The sequence below is a fragment of the Klebsiella spallanzanii genome (genome assembly GCF_902158555.1).
Classification (GTDB): Bacteria; Pseudomonadota; Gammaproteobacteria; order Enterobacterales; family Enterobacteriaceae; genus Klebsiella; species Klebsiella spallanzanii.
Genome location: NZ_CABGGS010000043.1, coordinates 72,155 through 86,302, shown reverse-complemented (window position 1 = coordinate 86,302; position 14,148 = coordinate 72,155). Strand labels below are relative to the sequence as shown.

Annotated in this window: 17 protein-coding genes; 13 read left to right on the top strand and 4 right to left on the bottom strand. The window is 55.7% G+C overall.

The genetic code is table 11. The annotated features are described in order from the left end of the window. Positions 1-40: 40 nt before the first annotated feature. Both FN082_RS21030 and FN082_RS21025 read right to left on the bottom strand, forming a co-directional pair. The gene (locus tag FN082_RS21030; protein ID WP_142982298.1) at positions 41-685 is read right to left on the bottom strand and encodes an NAD(P)H-binding protein; all 645 of its coding nucleotides are present in this window, start codon (positions 683-685) and stop codon (positions 41-43) included. Between the two features lie 90 nt (positions 686-775). Then, positions 776-1,213 carry a YhbP family protein gene (locus tag FN082_RS21025; protein WP_139540657.1) on the bottom strand — a complete coding sequence of 146 codons (438 nt, stop codon included), beginning with the start codon at positions 1,211-1,213 and terminating at the stop codon, positions 776-778. 46 nt (positions 1,214-1,259) lie between these two features. Between FN082_RS21025 and FN082_RS21020 the strand changes: the two genes are divergently transcribed. Continuing rightward, complete coding sequence (locus tag FN082_RS21020) at positions 1,260-1,553, top strand: GIY-YIG nuclease family protein (RefSeq protein ID WP_180349644.1); 294 nt, start codon at positions 1,260-1,262, stop codon at positions 1,551-1,553. Here the strand turns inward: FN082_RS21020 and FN082_RS21015 are convergent. Further along, positions 1,540-2,043, bottom strand: coding sequence for a GNAT family N-acetyltransferase (locus FN082_RS21015; protein WP_139540659.1), 504 nt, complete (start codon positions 2,041-2,043; stop codon positions 1,540-1,542). The genes FN082_RS21020 and FN082_RS21015 overlap by 14 nt on opposite strands. Then, positions 2,037-2,561 carry a ubiquinone anaerobic biosynthesis accessory factor UbiT gene (ubiT, locus tag FN082_RS21010; protein WP_139540660.1) on the bottom strand — a complete coding sequence of 175 codons (525 nt, stop codon included), beginning with the start codon at positions 2,559-2,561 and terminating at the stop codon, positions 2,037-2,039. Before ubiT ends, FN082_RS21015 begins: the two co-directional genes overlap by 7 nt. 221 nt (positions 2,562-2,782) lie before the next feature. On the opposite strand from ubiT, the gene ubiU reads away from it, so the two are divergent. The 12 genes from ubiU (at position 2,783) to FN082_RS20950 (ending at position 14,144) form a co-directional block, all read left to right on the top strand. Continuing rightward, the gene (gene ubiU, locus FN082_RS21005) at positions 2,783-3,778 is read left to right on the top strand and encodes a ubiquinone anaerobic biosynthesis protein UbiU (RefSeq protein WP_142982297.1); all 996 of its coding nucleotides are present in this window, start codon (positions 2,783-2,785) and stop codon (positions 3,776-3,778) included. A gap of 8 nt (positions 3,779-3,786) precedes the next feature. Then, the gene (locus tag FN082_RS21000) at positions 3,787-4,665 is read left to right on the top strand and encodes a U32 family peptidase (protein WP_139540661.1); all 879 of its coding nucleotides are present in this window, start codon (positions 3,787-3,789) and stop codon (positions 4,663-4,665) included. Between the two features lie 143 nt (positions 4,666-4,808). Further along, complete coding sequence (locus tag FN082_RS20995) at positions 4,809-5,816, top strand: luciferase-like monooxygenase (protein WP_139540662.1); 1,008 nt, start codon at positions 4,809-4,811, stop codon at positions 5,814-5,816. Between the two features lie 203 nt (positions 5,817-6,019). Further along, complete coding sequence (locus FN082_RS20990) at positions 6,020-6,910, top strand: triphosphoribosyl-dephospho-CoA synthase (protein ID WP_142982296.1); 891 nt, start codon at positions 6,020-6,022, stop codon at positions 6,908-6,910. 155 nt (positions 6,911-7,065) lie between these two features. Then, positions 7,066-8,274, top strand: coding sequence for a Na+-transporting malonate decarboxylase, carboxybiotin decarboxylase subunit (gene madB / locus FN082_RS20985; RefSeq protein WP_139540664.1), 1,209 nt, complete (start codon positions 7,066-7,068; stop codon positions 8,272-8,274). A 12-nt stretch (positions 8,275-8,286) separates the two neighbouring features. Next, on the top strand, positions 8,287-9,954 hold the full coding sequence (mdcA, locus tag FN082_RS20980) for a malonate decarboxylase subunit alpha (RefSeq protein ID WP_139540665.1): 1,668 nt from the start codon (positions 8,287-8,289) through the stop codon (positions 9,952-9,954). Positions 9,955-9,965: 11 nt separating this feature from the next. Continuing rightward, positions 9,966-10,298 (top strand): malonate decarboxylase acyl carrier protein, encoded by a 333-nt coding sequence (mdcC, locus tag FN082_RS20975; RefSeq protein ID WP_139540666.1) that lies wholly within the window; start codon positions 9,966-9,968, stop codon positions 10,296-10,298. Beyond that, positions 10,291-11,220 carry a biotin-independent malonate decarboxylase subunit beta gene (locus FN082_RS20970; protein WP_139540667.1) on the top strand — a complete coding sequence of 310 codons (930 nt, stop codon included), beginning with the start codon at positions 10,291-10,293 and terminating at the stop codon, positions 11,218-11,220. Before mdcC ends, FN082_RS20970 begins: the two co-directional genes overlap by 8 nt. Continuing rightward, on the top strand, positions 11,220-12,101 hold the full coding sequence (gene mdcE, locus FN082_RS20965; RefSeq protein ID WP_142982406.1) for a biotin-independent malonate decarboxylase subunit gamma: 882 nt from the start codon (positions 11,220-11,222) through the stop codon (positions 12,099-12,101). Before FN082_RS20970 ends, mdcE begins: the two co-directional genes overlap by 1 nt. 17 nt (positions 12,102-12,118) lie before the next feature. After that, the gene (locus FN082_RS20960; RefSeq protein ID WP_142982295.1) at positions 12,119-13,222 is read left to right on the top strand and encodes an acyl carrier protein; all 1,104 of its coding nucleotides are present in this window, start codon (positions 12,119-12,121) and stop codon (positions 13,220-13,222) included. After that, the gene (gene mdcG / locus FN082_RS20955) at positions 13,219-13,905 is read left to right on the top strand and encodes a malonate decarboxylase holo-[acyl-carrier-protein] synthase (protein WP_139540669.1); all 687 of its coding nucleotides are present in this window, start codon (positions 13,219-13,221) and stop codon (positions 13,903-13,905) included. Before FN082_RS20960 ends, mdcG begins: the two co-directional genes overlap by 4 nt. Before the next feature lie 20 nt (positions 13,906-13,925). Further along, a complete protein-coding gene (locus FN082_RS20950) occupies positions 13,926-14,144 on the top strand; it encodes an acetyl-CoA carboxylase biotin carboxyl carrier protein subunit (RefSeq protein ID WP_139540670.1) in 219 nt (72 codons plus the stop codon). Positions 14,145-14,148: the final 4 nt, after the last annotated feature.

Below are 14,148 nucleotides of genomic sequence, written 5' to 3'. Positions count from 1 at the left end.
CCCCAGCAAGAAGTGTGCTTATAAATTGAAGCGCTGAATACTACGCCTCGCGGGCAGCGATTTCACGTAGTTTTGCCGACGACAGTACCGTGATGCCTTCTTGCGAAGGTGCGAGGGCTTCAGTCAGCATCGCTCGCGCGACGTCGCGGGCCTCGATGGATTTCCAGTTGCCCGGCAGCAGGCGAAACAGCGGAGCCAGCACGACCTCATTACCCCGTTTCTTCTGGCGCTCCCCAAGCAACATCGAGGGCCGGGCAAAGGTCAGCCGCTGCCATGCCTGGGCACGCAGTGCCTGCTCCATTTCACCCTTAACGCGATTGTAGAAAAACATTGAGTGCGGGTCCGCCCCCATCGCGCTGACCACCAGCATATGCTTAGCCCCCAGGCGCAAACCGGTCAATGCCGTATCGACCACCAGTGTATAATCAGCGTGAATAAATGCCTCTTTACTACCCGCATCGCGCAGCGTCGTTCCCAGGCAGCAAAAAACGATATCCACCGGATCGAAAACCTGCGCCAGCGCATCGCTTAATTGCGGATCGTGCGGATTGAGAATTCCTTGCACATCGGCTAGCGGACGACGGGTTGGCGCAGTTATCGCGGTGATTCGCGGCTCCTGAATCAACATTAGAAGTAAGTGCCCACCAACCAGCCCGGTAGCCCCTGTTATAAGTACCTGAGTCATTATTCCTCCTTCAGCTAAGCTGTCATTCAACAGCGGACGGCTTAGCAAAAGTATGTCGTAAACGGAGGGATCTGCACGTCAAAGCGGAGATTACTGGCCTGGAGAATCACGCAGCCAGTGGAGCTTTTTACCGAAGCCGAGCGTGTTGTCGGTGAACTTAAGCTCATCGGGACGAATTTCCCAGACGGGCGCCGATAGCATGCGGGCAACCGGGAAGCGGCTAACGTAGCGCTTGCGCATCGCCGCGGCTTCATCGCCCACTAAGCGGCGAATTTCACCTTTAAACTGTACACCGCGGATCAGCGCCACGGTTTTCGGCTGACCGTTAACGGTTCCAGCCACTTTGGCGCGTTCCCCGGTCATTTGACCATGGCGCGTTTTTTCATCGCTGAGCAGATAAAAAGCGACCGTTTCCGGGTCAAAAACGTAAAAGGCATTGGCGCACCACAGCTCGTCATCGCGGCTGACGCACCAGGTCACGACATGCTGCTTGCCCAGCCAGCGGCTGATAGCGGCGAGCGTATCCATCTTTACTCTCCAGTATGTTATGGTGCTCACACCTTAACATAGCGACCTGTGTACCGTGTGCTGGTTTCTCTATCTGATTCGTACCGCCGATAATCGGCTCTATACCGGGATTACCACCGATGTTTCTCGCCGTTTTTGCCAGCACCAGGATGGCAAGGGAGCGAAAGCGTTGCGGGGAAAAGGAGAGCTTCAGCTGGCTTTCAGTCGAAAAGTTGGTGAACACTCACTAGCGCTAAAGCTGGAGTATCGTATTAAGCAGTTAACGAAGCGCCAGAAAGAGCGCCTCGTTGCCGGAGATGGTTCGTTTGAGACTCTACTGGAGGGTCTCAGAAGCGATTGAAGTGGTCGCTATACTCGACTAAACCGTGCACACCTTCCAGCGCATCATCGGCCAGGCGATGGACCTGGAAAGTCTCGGCGGTATCCGGCCAGCGGCAGCGCAGGTCAAAATGCGCCGCAGGTTCAAAGCCCAGACGACCATACAGCGACGGGTCGCCAAGGGTGACAACCGCGGCGTAGCCAAATTCATTCAACGAATCCAGCCCTTCATAGACCAACTGACGCCCGATCCCCTGACCGCGGTAGCTTTCATCTACCGCCAGCGGAGCCAGCCCGACCCACTGTAGTTCTTCACCTTCAACAGCAACCGGGCTAAAAGCGACATAGCCAACAACCTGGCCTTCGTCATCCGTCGCCACCACGCCCAGCGTGATCAGGCCATCTTCACGTAGGCTGTGCACCAGATCGGCTTCCGCATCGCTGCCGAAGGTGCGACGCAACAACGCGTCGATTCCCGGTGCATCAATTCCAATCTCTACTCGAATCAGCATGCCTCACCTACCGATGTCTGTTCAGGTTTCTGCGGGCCTTTCAGGCCAGCTTCAACAAAGTCCGCCAGCTGCAGCAGCATAATACGCAGCGCCTTAGGCATCTGCTCCAGCTCAATGGCATCCATCAGGTTTTTTACATACAGTCCCAGCTCGGTATCGCCTTCGATAACCAGGCGACGCTGGAAGAACAGCGTATCCGGATCCTGCTTGCGCGCCGCAATCATCAGCAAGTCGCTGGCATCAGCGCTAAAGCTGACGTCGGCTTCAGCCTCAGAGCTCACCACTAAGCGGCCATCCACAACTGAGGTATACCACAGCAGGCCAATATCACGCACATTAATACTTAACCAGCGCCCCTCAAGAAAATCCAGTTCCCCATCCGCCAGCGCCTGGCGAAACTGCCAGCTTAATACTTGTTCCAGCACCTGGCGCTTGAGGGCAAAAGGCGCCAACTTAACCGGCACGCTCATCATTGACGGGCCAAATTGAACCAGTTTGGAACGCAGTTTATCCAACACAAGCTTTACTCCATGAATGCAATAGTTCCTCTATTGTGCCATATCAAATAAACGACATAGCGGCGTAAATCAACAAAATCACGATGTCGAGTACCTGGTATTGATCCCGCCAATACGCTTTTAACTGCCTCAAATCAAAAATTGTCACCAGAAGGTTAACTAAAATCCCAGCTCATTAACCATCCAGCGTCCCTGACAGGCCGCGTTTTTCAGGAAAAATTATGGAGCTGCTCTGCCCAGCCGGTAACCTTCCGGCGCTTAAGGCGGCCATCGAAAACGGTGCCGATGCCGTCTATATCGGGCTGAAAGATGACACTAACGCCCGCCACTTTGCCGGCCTTAATTTCACCGAAAAGAAACTACAGGAAGCGGTCAGCTTTGTGCACCAGCACCGCCGCAAGCTGCATATCGCCATCAACACCTTTGCTCATCCTGATGGTTATGCCCGCTGGCAGCGCGCGGTCGACATGGCAGCCCAACTGGGGGCCGATGCGCTAATCCTCGCCGATATCGCGATGCTGGAATATGCCGCCGAGCGCTATCCGCATATTGAGCGCCACGTTTCCGTCCAGGCATCAGCGACCAATGAAGAGGCGGTTCGTTTTTATCATCGCAATTTTGACGTTGCTCGCGTGGTGTTGCCGCGCGTGCTGTCGATTCATCAGGTTAAACAGCTGGCGCGCACCACGCCGGTGCCGCTGGAGGTCTTCGCCTTCGGCAGCCTGTGCATCATGGCGGAAGGCCGCTGCTATCTCTCTTCATACTTGACCGGTGAATCGCCGAATACCGTCGGTGCCTGCTCGCCTGCGCGTTTCGTCCGCTGGCAGCAAACGCCGCAGGGGCTGGAATCACGCCTTAATGAAGTGCTGATTGACCGTTATCAGGATGGCGAAAACGCCGGTTATCCGACGCTGTGCAAAGGCCGTTACCTGGTAGATGGCGAGCGCTATCACGCGCTGGAAGAGCCTACCAGCCTGAACACGCTGGAACTGTTGCCGGAGCTGATGGCAGCCAATATTGCGTCGGTGAAAATTGAGGGCCGTCAGCGCAGCCCGGCGTACGTCACTCAGGTGGCGAAAGTATGGCGTCAGGCGATCGATCGCTGCAAAGCCGATCCGCAAAACTTCGTACCGCAGTCTGCGTGGATGGAAACTCTTGGCTCAATGTCCGAAGGGACGCAGACCACCCTTGGCGCCTATCACCGTAAATGGCAGTGAGAACAGCAATGAAATATTCATTAGGGCCTGTGCTTTATTACTGGCCAAAAGAGACGCTGGAAGATTTTTACCAGCAGGCGGCAAACTGCAGCGCAGATACGATTTATCTCGGCGAAGCGGTGTGCAGCAAACGTCGTGCTACCAAAGTCGGCGACTGGATCGAGATGGCAAAAGCGCTGGCGGGAAGCGGTAAACAGGTGGTGCTTTCCACCCTCGCGCTGGTGCAGGCGTCCTCTGAACTGGGCGAACTGAAGCGCTATGTCGACAACGGCGAATTTCTGATTGAAGCCAGCGATCTCGGCGTCGTCAATATGTGTGCTGAACGCAAGCTGCCGTTCGTCGCCGGTCATGCGCTCAACTGCTATAACGCCGTCACCCTGCGTTTGCTGCTCAAACAGGGCATGGTGCGCTGGTGCATGCCGGTTGAGCTTTCCCGCGACTGGCTGGCGAATTTACTGACCCAGTGCGACGAACTGGGCATTCGTAACCAGTTCGAGGTGGAGGTCCTGAGCTACGGCCATCTGCCGCTGGCCTACTCCGCCCGCTGCTTTACCGCCCGCTCGGAAGACCGGCCAAAAGACGAGTGCGAAACCTGCTGCATCAAATACCCCAACGGGCGCGACGTGCTCTCGCAGGAAAATCAGCAGGTGTTCGTCCTCAACGGCATTCAGACCATGAGCGGCTACATCTACAATCTCGGAAATGAGCTAAGCACCATGAACGGGCTGGTCGATATGGTTCGCCTGTCGCCGCTGGGCAACGAGACATTCGCGATGCTGGACGCCTTCCGCGCCAATGAAAACGGTGCAGCGCCGCTGCCGTTGACGGCAAATAGCGACTGCAACGGCTACTGGCGGCGGCTCGCCGGGCTGGAATTACAGAGCTGATATACCGCTCACTTTGTTAACAACAGTGCTCAGATTTTAATGCATTATTAAAGATGCAGCTTTTCTGGCTGGCGCATCGCGAATGCGCCAGGCTGGAAGAAGACCTTCAATCTGATGACTATGCTGTAGCAAAGTGAGCCTTTATGACTGACAAATCTGTTTCGTTCTCGGTGCTCGATCTGGCGCCGATCCCGCAAGGATCTTCCGCGAAGGAAGCCTTCTCGCACTCTTTAGACCTGGCGCTGCTGGCGGAAAAACGCGGCTATCACCGCTACTGGCTGGCAGAGCACCATAATATGGTCGGTATCGCCAGCGCTGCGACTTCAGTGCTGATTGGCTATCTTGCCGCGAATACCACCACTCTGCATCTGGGTTCCGGCGGCGTGATGCTGCCCAATCATTCCCCACTGGTGATTGCCGAGCAGTTCGGTACGCTCAATACGCTTTATCCTGGGCGAATCGATCTTGGCCTTGGCCGCGCACCGGGGAGCGATCAGCCCACCATGCGCGCTCTTCGTCGCCACATGAGCGGAGATGTCGATAACTTCCCGCGCGATGTCGCGGAACTGGTAGATTGGTTCGACGCGCGTGACCCAAACCCACATGTGCGCCCGGTTCCCGGCTATGGCGAGAAAATCCCGGTCTGGCTGCTCGGCTCCAGCCTGTACAGTGCGCAGCTGGCGGCGCAGCTTGGCCTGCCGTTTGCCTTCGCCTCACACTTCGCGCCGGATATGCTATTCCAGGCACTGCACCTCTATCGCACCCACTTCCAGCCGTCAGAACGGTTAGAGAAGCCATACGCTATGGTGTGTATTAACATCATTGCCGCCGATAGCGACCGGGATGCGGAGTTCCTGTTTACCTCAATGCAGCAGGCATTTGTTAAACTACGCCGCGGCGAGGCAGGACAGCTGCCGCCACCGGTACAAAATATGCATCAGCTATGGTCTGCCTCTGAACAGTATGGCGTCCAGCAGGCGCTGAGCATGTCGCTGGTGGGTGATAAAGCCAAAATCCGCCACGGGCTGGAATCCATTCTGCGGGAAACCCAGGCAGATGAAATCATGGTCAACGGCCAAATCTTCGATAATCAGGCGCGCCTGCATTCATTTGATTTGGCGATGCAGGTGAAAGAAGAGCTTCTCGGATAGTGAGCAATGCGGCATTTTCGCCGCATTTTTTTTGCCGTAAATGACAATCTGTGAGCGCCCTCATTCTTATCGTTGCTTTTCCCTCCTCTTGTTACGTTAAGCGTAATTACGTTACCCCAGACGTAATTGTTCTCTAAAAATAGCGATGTTATTTTCTCTCTTGTTTTATTTTTCATAAATGAACGCGCAGAAAGAGAATCGCCATGGGCCAACCAACCGTCAATACAATAAGGATCGGTGAGTGCTTATTAAAGGCACTATTAATGGAAGTCTGCGCCTGGCCGAAACCAGGTCTGGTGACACCAAATTCTCAAGGTGCGCATGACGATATGGATATCTGGCTTTTTATTACCAGTACTTCGGCCATTGCCCCCTGCTTCCATGCCTGTGCGCAGGTTGGAGAATATCACCAGGGCTCACTGGCTGATTTATTTCCTAAAGTACGTCTTATCGGCATTCAATACGAGAGCAGGCTACTGCAATCAACCCATCAGGTGAATACCCAGCGCGGTATTCTCTTTGCCGGAGCTATTTTATCGGCGGCAGCAGGCTGGCTTCTGGGCCGCGGAAAACCGCTTTCCAGCGAATCATTAAGCCAGTGCGTTGCCGGAATTTGCCTCGATCTTTGCCACAATGATTTCGCCGCACTCGCTCATCGTTCAGCGCAAACGCATGGCGAAAAACTGTATCTGGAATTTGGTATTACGGGCGTACGCGGCGAGGCGGAACAAGGCTTCCCGCTGGTCTGTAATATTGGACTTCCCGCTCTGCGCCAGGCGCTCTCGCTGGGATTTGGCTGGCGTGAAGCGCTGATTCATACGCTGCTTGCGCTGATGGCCCATTGTGATGATACCACCGTACTTTCACGCGCTGGCCACAGCGCGCTGGGTGAAATGAAACAGCGCGCGCAACGCCTGGTATGTTTGGGAGGGATGAGCCACCCAGGCATAGAACATGAGCTTAGCGAATTTAATACATGGTGTCTGGATAAATGGGTTAGCCCCGGAGGGTCGGCAGATTTATTAGCGTTGAGCCTGGCCATGTATTTTCTTTGTTATCAACAGTACGAGGATCCTACAAAGGAAGAAATATGAGTATTTATTTATACACATTATTAACTTATGGCATGACGATTGTCATTTCGTTTGCCGTTGTCGGGATAATTGTCGGCGTTAATAGACTAATGAATAAGCTAAACATCACCGACGATTAACACATCCCTACTTTTGCGTTATCAGGAATATATTTTATGGATATCTTTGTTAAGCTCTTTTCGGGCATTGGTACCTTTTTTATTGAAGACCCCAAAATAGCGATCGCGCGAATACTATTAATCATTCTGGGCTTTGTTCTGGCATGGATGGGGTTTCGCCGTAAACTCGAACCGCTGATCATGGTACCAATGGGTTTAGGTATGATTGCCGTCAATGCTGGGGTGCTTTTTCTCGCAGACGGGCAAACCGGAACCTTGATTCTCGATCCGATGGTCAGTGACCCAACTGACCTGGTTAATATTATGCAGATTAACTTTCTGCAGCCGGTTTACAACTTAACCTTTAGCAATGGCCTGATCGCCTGCATCGTTTTCTTTGGCATCGGCGCGATGAGCGACATCAGCTTTATTCTGCTCCGCCCCTGGGCCAGCATCGTGGTGGCGCTGTTTGCCGAAGCGGGCACCTTTGCCGCGCTGCTGCTGGGCATTGAAGTCTTTGGCCTACCGGCCAATGAAGCCGCCTCGATTGCGACTATCGGCGGCGCCGACGGCCCCATGGTGCTGTTTGCCTCACTGATCCTCGCGCCGAATCTGTTTGTCCCTATTGCCATTATTGCCTACCTGTACCTGAGCCTTACCTATGCGGGCTACCCGTACCTGGTACGCCTGATGGTGCCCAAAAAATATCGCGGAATGGAAGTGGATATTGAATATCCGACGGTATCGAAAAAGGCAAAATTCATCTTCACCGTTTGCGCCTGCCTGCTGCTGTGTCTGCTGCTGCCGGTCGCTGCGCCACTGATCCTCTCATTCTTCCTTGGGATCGCCATTAAAGAAGCAGAGATCGAGCCATTCCAGAAACTCCTTGAATCTACCCTGACTTACACCGCGACGCTGTTTCTCGGCCTCCTGTTGGGTACGCTGTGCGAAGCACAAACCATTCTTGATCCAAAAGTCGGCATCATCCTGATCCTGGGTATCGGCGCGCTGGCTATCTCTGCCGTTGGCGCACTGCTTGGCGGCTGGTTTATCTGGCTTATCTCAAAAGGGCGCTATAACCCGGCGATCGGTATCGCGGGCGTTTCCTGCCTGCCCACCACCGCCAAAATCGCCCAGAAAGAAGTTAGCCACGAAAACCCGTACGCCGTCATTCTGCCGCTGGCGATGGGCGCAGGCGTCAGTGGTCTGATCGTCTCGGCTATCGCCACCGGGATCTTTATCTCCACGTTATTCCTGTTGAAATAAGGGAGTCATCACATGCTTAAAGAGCACAACTGGCATCAACTTAAGGATGATACGGTACAGCGCCTGAATCTTCTGGCCCCGTATTTCCGTGATGGGAAGATCATTGACGCCAAAGATACCGTCGCCGCGCTGGAGGCGGTGATCCGTAGCGCCGATCGCGTCAACATTGAAGGTAACAACCAAAAGCAGGCGGATTTTCTCGCCGAGTGTCTGTGCAAAGTCGACCCGGAGAAAATCTCCGGCCTGCATATGGTGCAGTCGTCCGTACCGCTCAGCACGCACCTCGACCTGTTCGAGAAAGGCATCGCCGAAAAGCTCGATTTCGCCTACGCCGGGCCGCAGGATGGCCGCCTGGCGCAGCTTATCCAGCAGGGTAAGATCAAGCTCGGCGCGATCCACACCTATCTGGAGCTATTTAGCCGCTACTTTGTCGATCTCACCCCGCGGGTGTCGCTGATCACCGCCTTTGAGGCCGATAAAGACGGCAACCTGTATACCGGATTCAACACCGAAGATACGCCGGTGATCGCCGAAGCGACCCACTTCCGCCAGGGGATCGTTATCGCCCAGGTCAACAAGATCGTCGATAAAGTGCCGCGCGTCGATATCCCCGGCGACTGGGTAAACGCGGTGATTGAAGCGCCTCGTCCGTTCTACGTTGAACCGCTGTTTACCCGCGATCCCGCGCTAATAACCGATACCCACGTGCTGATGGCAATGATGGCGCTGAAAGGTATCTATGCCGAATACGGCGTTGAGCGTATCAACCACGGCATCGGCTTCTTTACCTCGGCTATTGAACTACTGCTGCCAACCTATGGCGAAGAACTGGGGCTGAAGGGCAAAGTCTGTACCCATATGGTATTGAATCCTCATCCAACGCTGATCCCGGCGATCGAGAGCGGTTGGATCCAGTCCGTTCACTGCTTCGGCGGCGAGCTGGGGATGGAAAAATACGTCGCTGAACGCCCGGACGTATTTTACATCGGCCAGGACGGCACTCTGCGTTCTAACCGCGCCTTTGCCCAGGCCGCCGGGCACTATGCGCTGGATATGTTTATCGGCGGCACGCTGCAAATCGACAAATACGGCAACAGCAGCACCGCCACCGCCAGCCGCGTTTCCGGCTTTGGCGGCGCGCCGAATATGGGCTGCGATGCCAAAGGACGCCGCCACGTTACTCAGTCCTGGCTCAAGTGCGGTGAAGAGTTCAACGCCACTCAGCAGCAGCTCATTGGCGATATGCCGCGCGGCAAGCGCCTGGTCGTCCAGATGCAGGAGACCTTCCGCGAGAAACGCCAGCCTGCCTTCGTCGACAAACTGGACGCCTGGAAGCTGGCGGAAAAAGCCGGTCTCGCCCTGCCGCCGGTAATGGTTTACGCCGATGACGTCACTCACGTACTCACCGAAGAGGGTATCGCCCACCTGCACCGTTGCGAAGGACTGGAGCAGCGGATGGCGGCCATTCGCGCCGTCGCGGGCTACACCGATATCGGCCTTGCCGCCGACCCGGCGCAGACCCAGGCGCTGCGCGAAGCCGGTATTGTGCAAACACCGGAAGATTTGGGCATCGACAGACGCCGCGCCAACCGCCAGATGCTGGCGGCGAAGAGTATCCGCGACCTGGTCGACTGGTCCGGCGGACTGTACAACCCACCCGCTCGATTCCGTAACTGGTAAGGGAATAGCAAATGGCTCTACATCAAATATCACATCATTTCAGCGGCAGAATCGACCGTACGTCCCTGCCGCAAACCGTCCACTGCGGCATCGTAGGCTCCGGCGATCTGGAAGTGTTGCTTGAACCTAAAGACCTGGCCGGTGGAATCGACATCAGCATTTGTACGCCGGTAACCGGGTTCGATGCTATCTGGGAAATCGTCCTCACCCGCTTCCTGGACAACGGACCGGTGGGCGATATGCAGGTCAGCATCAACGATAACAACGCCACGCCTGCCGTGGTGGCGTTAAGACTTCAGCAAGCATTGCAACAGGCCATGCCGGGAGAAAACCATCATGAATGATCTGCGTTTTCTGGAGGCCAGCGCCCGCGCTCGCGCCGAAGGGCTGGTGGATAAAGGCACGTTTACCGAGCTGATTGGCCCGGTGGCAAAAAGGGTTAGTCCGCATCTGCCGGTGCTGGGTGAAGCGGTAGAGTTTGACGATGGCGTCGTCACCGGCATCGGGCTGCTTGGCCAGCATCCGGCAATCATTATCTCCCAGGAAGGCCGTTTTATCGGCGGTTCCGTCGGCGAGGTCGGCGGGGCGAAAATGGTCGGCGCACTGATGCTGGCCGATGAACTAGCCGCGCAAACCAACGATCCGGCGCACCGCCCCATCGTGCTTATCTCCTTTGAAACCGGCGGCGTACGCCTGCACGAAGCCAACGCCGGTCTACTGGCGCACGCTGAGTGCATGGACATGCTGCAAACCCTGCGCGGCCGCGTACCGGTCATCGCGTTAATAGGCAGCAAAATCGGCTGCTTCGGCGGTATGGGCTTTGTCGCCGCCGCGACCGATCTGATCGTGATGAGCGAATCAGGCCGTCTCGGGTTAACCGGACCGGAAGTTATTGAGCAGGAGATGGGCCGCAGCGAATTCGACGCTTCGGACCGGGCGCTGGTGTTCCGCACTACCGGCGGTAAGCACAAATACATCGTTGGCGACTGCAACTATCTGATTGCCGACTCACTGGATGCTTTCCACCAGCAGGCTTCGCTAATCGCCGACCTGCCGTGGCCAGAGATTGAAGCCATGCGCCGAATCGGCAGCGAGGCGAAAGTCCGCGCGCAGATAGCGCTGACCCAGAAAATCAACGAGCTTGAGCCGACCGATGCACGCGACGTCTGGGCTGCTGCGGGAAATTTAGCCCCGCAATCGCTGGTTGATATGGATCTGGAAACCTTCCTGAACAATGTCCAACGCCTGTCCGTGGAGGAAGCATGATGGAAAATTTACTGGGCCAGGGGCGCGCCGCCATCGACCTGATTGTCGATGAAGGCAGCTTCGCCGAAAACGCCCTTACGGGGCTTAATCTGCCCTGCGATGACTACGGCCCTGGAGCAGTAGTCGGCAGTGCACGCATCAACGGTGAAATCTGCACGGTGATCGCCAACGACGCCATGACCTTCAACCCGCGTTTCCCGGTAGTCTACGCGGGCGTGATCGGCCTGGAAGAGGGCTACAAAATGGCGCTGGCGGTCTACCGCACAATCGCGCTGGATAAAGACAAGCCCGCTGGCGAAAAACGCCCGCTGGTGCTGATTGTCGATACCCCAGGCAACGGGCCAGGCAAGCAGGAAGAGATTATCGGCATGAATAAGGCCACCGGCGCGTACCAGTTGGCACTGGCCGAAGCGCGCCATGCCGGGCACCCGATTATCGCCATGGTCATTGGCCGCGCCATTAGCGGCGCGTTTCTGTGCCACGGCCTGCAGGCCGACCATATTCTCAGCCTGACCTCGGAATTTGGCACCATGATCCACGTGATGCCGCTAAGCAGTATTGCGCGTATCACCCGTCAGGACGTGGAGCGGCTGAGCGAGCTTTCCCGCAGCAATCCGGTCTTTGCAGCAGGCCCGGAGTTCTTCTGGCAGCTTGGCGGCGTAGAAGAACTGGTGAAAACAATTCCGGCAATGAAAGAGACCGTTGTTCGACATATCGCTGAAGTACGTCGGCAAAAACAGGATGCGGGTATTCAGGCTACCGGTCCGCAGGGGCGCGGCCTCTCCGGCGAAGAGCGCGGCGGCAGAAAAATGCGCGGCGTGATTCTGGCGCAGATGCACGATGAGTATCAGCAAGTGGCAGCGCGTTATCAACCCGGCTGATCGAGGGAGAAAGCAAGATGAACGATTCCATCACCACGCTCGAATGGCTGCTCCAGGCGCAACCTGGCATCCCTTCTCTGGAGGAGATGCCGCGCCGGACGCTGGATGATAAAGGCATTGCGGGCCCGACGGCTGCGCACGTTATTGAAGAGATCCATACGCCGCTCAACCTGGCGCTGGTTACCTTCACTACCGGCAGCAGCGCTTTCCAGAATATCGTCGGCATCACACACAGCGAATTAGCGCTGCGCGCCGCCGCTGGAAAGCGGGCTCTGGCTGAATGCGGCGTTATCGCAGGGCAGAACGTGCTGGTGACCTATGCGCCGCTGGTCAACGTATTTACTCGCCAGGCGCTGGACGAGAGCGACCTTCGCTGGTCGTTTTTATCCCGCTCCTGCCGGGATGCCCTGTTGATAGCCCTGTGCCAGCAGTCGCCGGACGTGGTGGTGGGAGAATCCTCATTTTTACGCGCCACGCTGGAGCAGGCGCTAAAGATGGACCTGGCAGACAGGCTGCCGAAAAAGCTAACGCTGATAACGGCAGGAACGCCGCTGGATGAAGAGCTGGTTCCGCTGGCGGCTTCGTTGGGCTATGCGCTGCACGATATTTATGGCTGTCAGGAGTTCGGCTGGCTGGTGCTTGATGGCGTCCCACTACGCGAAGATATTTCGCTGGTTCCTGCCCCGCAGGGCGGTGACTGGCGAGAAATCATCGTTGGCGGCTTGCCGACCGGCGACAGCTTTCCCGTCGCGGCTGGCGGACATCTCTGTAATCCGCTGGGAAAGATCCAGACCTGGAAGCGCCAGCGTACTACGCCGGAATATGACATGGTGGTGATGGCAACCACAGCGCAGAGCCGGGAAATAGTTGAGCGTACAGCGCGGACGATCTTGCGTATTAAAGGGCGAATTTGTCACGTTTCGACGCAGTTGAAAACCGAAGCCGGCGCGACGCATATCCGGCTCTGGCCGAAGACAACTCCCGGTGAATGTACCGCGGGAGTCGCGCCTGTCGATATCATCGGACCGCAGGCAACAGCTCAGTTTGACACGCTGCTTCAAGCCCAACGGGATTTACAGCAGCAGGCGAAAAACGATCCGGCCTGGTGTAAAGCACGATGATCCCCCTGCAACGACATACCTTGTGCTGGCTGAAGCCTTCAGCGCTGGAGGGCATTACGGTGCAGTTGGATCATACGTTTAGCGCTCTTCCCGCTTCCCTTCGGCAGCAGACGCGGGAATATCTGCTCAGCGGGTCCCTGCCGGGGATTGTACGTCGTGGTGAACGGCGCAATGAGCTGATTCCGATAGGGTTTTGTTTCCCCCTACGCTGGCAAGGGCAGCGTTTGCGTCTGGCCACAAAGGTAGCGTTATCAGCAATAACGCGGACCTCAACGCCAGAGCAAACAGCATATCTTCCTGCTGCCGGATTCACTGATGCGATACGCGCATTTAATACGTTAGCTCAGGGATGGTGCTGGCCGGAAATTCAGCTCGGGGTATGGGGATCGGTGGCACTGGAAATCGTTACCCCATGGCAGTGGACTGATACCCATTCCGATCTGGATATTCGTCTCATCCCTGATGCGCTACTGGACCTTAAAAAATGCTGGACCAGCGTATGCGATACAGAACGGCAATTTCAGTTACGTATTGATGGCGAAATTCGTTTATCCGATGGATACGCCATCAATATTAAAGAGTGGTTCAGTGGAAGTTCAACTCTGCTGGCTAAAGGAGAGAGCGATGTTCAATTACGAACGCGACAACAGGTCACGACGTTAATGAGAACATCGTTCTGTTAAATATATCAAAGGAAACTAATATGTCTGAAGTTAAATCAAAAGTCCCGGGCGTTGTCGATGAAGTGAAGGCCGCCGCAGGAGAAAAAATCGAGAAAGGTCAGGTAGTCATTATTCTTGAAGCGATGAAAATGAAGATGCCCGTTGCCTCACCGGAGAGCGGGATATTAAAAACGCTTACAGTCAATACGGGAGACCGCGTCAATCCGGGAATGGTATTATTTGAAATCATTGCAGAATAAAGTG

Excerpts from the sequence above, each read along its gene's own strand:
- FN082_RS21030 (WP_142982298.1), bottom strand. The coding sequence starts at position 685 with ATGACTCAGGTACTTATAACAGGGGCTACCGGGCTGGTTGGTGGGCAC.
- FN082_RS21025 (WP_139540657.1), bottom strand. The coding sequence starts at position 1,213 with ATGGATACGCTCGCCGCTATCAGCCGCTGGCTGGGCAAGCAGCATGTC.
- FN082_RS21015 (WP_139540659.1), bottom strand. The coding sequence starts at position 2,043 with ATGCTGATTCGAGTAGAGATTGGAATTGATGCACCGGGAATCGACGCG.
- ubiU (WP_142982297.1), top strand. The coding sequence starts at position 2,783 with ATGGAGCTGCTCTGCCCAGCCGGTAACCTTCCGGCGCTTAAGGCGGCC.
- FN082_RS21000 (WP_139540661.1), top strand. The coding sequence starts at position 3,787 with ATGAAATATTCATTAGGGCCTGTGCTTTATTACTGGCCAAAAGAGACG.
- FN082_RS20995 (WP_139540662.1), top strand. The coding sequence starts at position 4,809 with ATGACTGACAAATCTGTTTCGTTCTCGGTGCTCGATCTGGCGCCGATC.
- FN082_RS20990 (WP_142982296.1), top strand. The coding sequence starts at position 6,020 with ATGGGCCAACCAACCGTCAATACAATAAGGATCGGTGAGTGCTTATTA.
- madB (WP_139540664.1), top strand. The coding sequence starts at position 7,066 with ATGGATATCTTTGTTAAGCTCTTTTCGGGCATTGGTACCTTTTTTATT.
- mdcA (WP_139540665.1), top strand. The coding sequence starts at position 8,287 with ATGCTTAAAGAGCACAACTGGCATCAACTTAAGGATGATACGGTACAG.
- mdcC (WP_139540666.1), top strand. The coding sequence starts at position 9,966 with ATGGCTCTACATCAAATATCACATCATTTCAGCGGCAGAATCGACCGT.
- FN082_RS20970 (WP_139540667.1), top strand. The coding sequence starts at position 10,291 with ATGAATGATCTGCGTTTTCTGGAGGCCAGCGCCCGCGCTCGCGCCGAA.
- mdcE (WP_142982406.1), top strand. The coding sequence starts at position 11,220 with ATGGAAAATTTACTGGGCCAGGGGCGCGCCGCCATCGACCTGATTGTC.
- FN082_RS20960 (WP_142982295.1), top strand. The coding sequence starts at position 12,119 with ATGAACGATTCCATCACCACGCTCGAATGGCTGCTCCAGGCGCAACCT.
- mdcG (WP_139540669.1), top strand. The coding sequence starts at position 13,219 with ATGATCCCCCTGCAACGACATACCTTGTGCTGGCTGAAGCCTTCAGCG.
- FN082_RS20950 (WP_139540670.1), top strand. The coding sequence starts at position 13,926 with ATGTCTGAAGTTAAATCAAAAGTCCCGGGCGTTGTCGATGAAGTGAAG.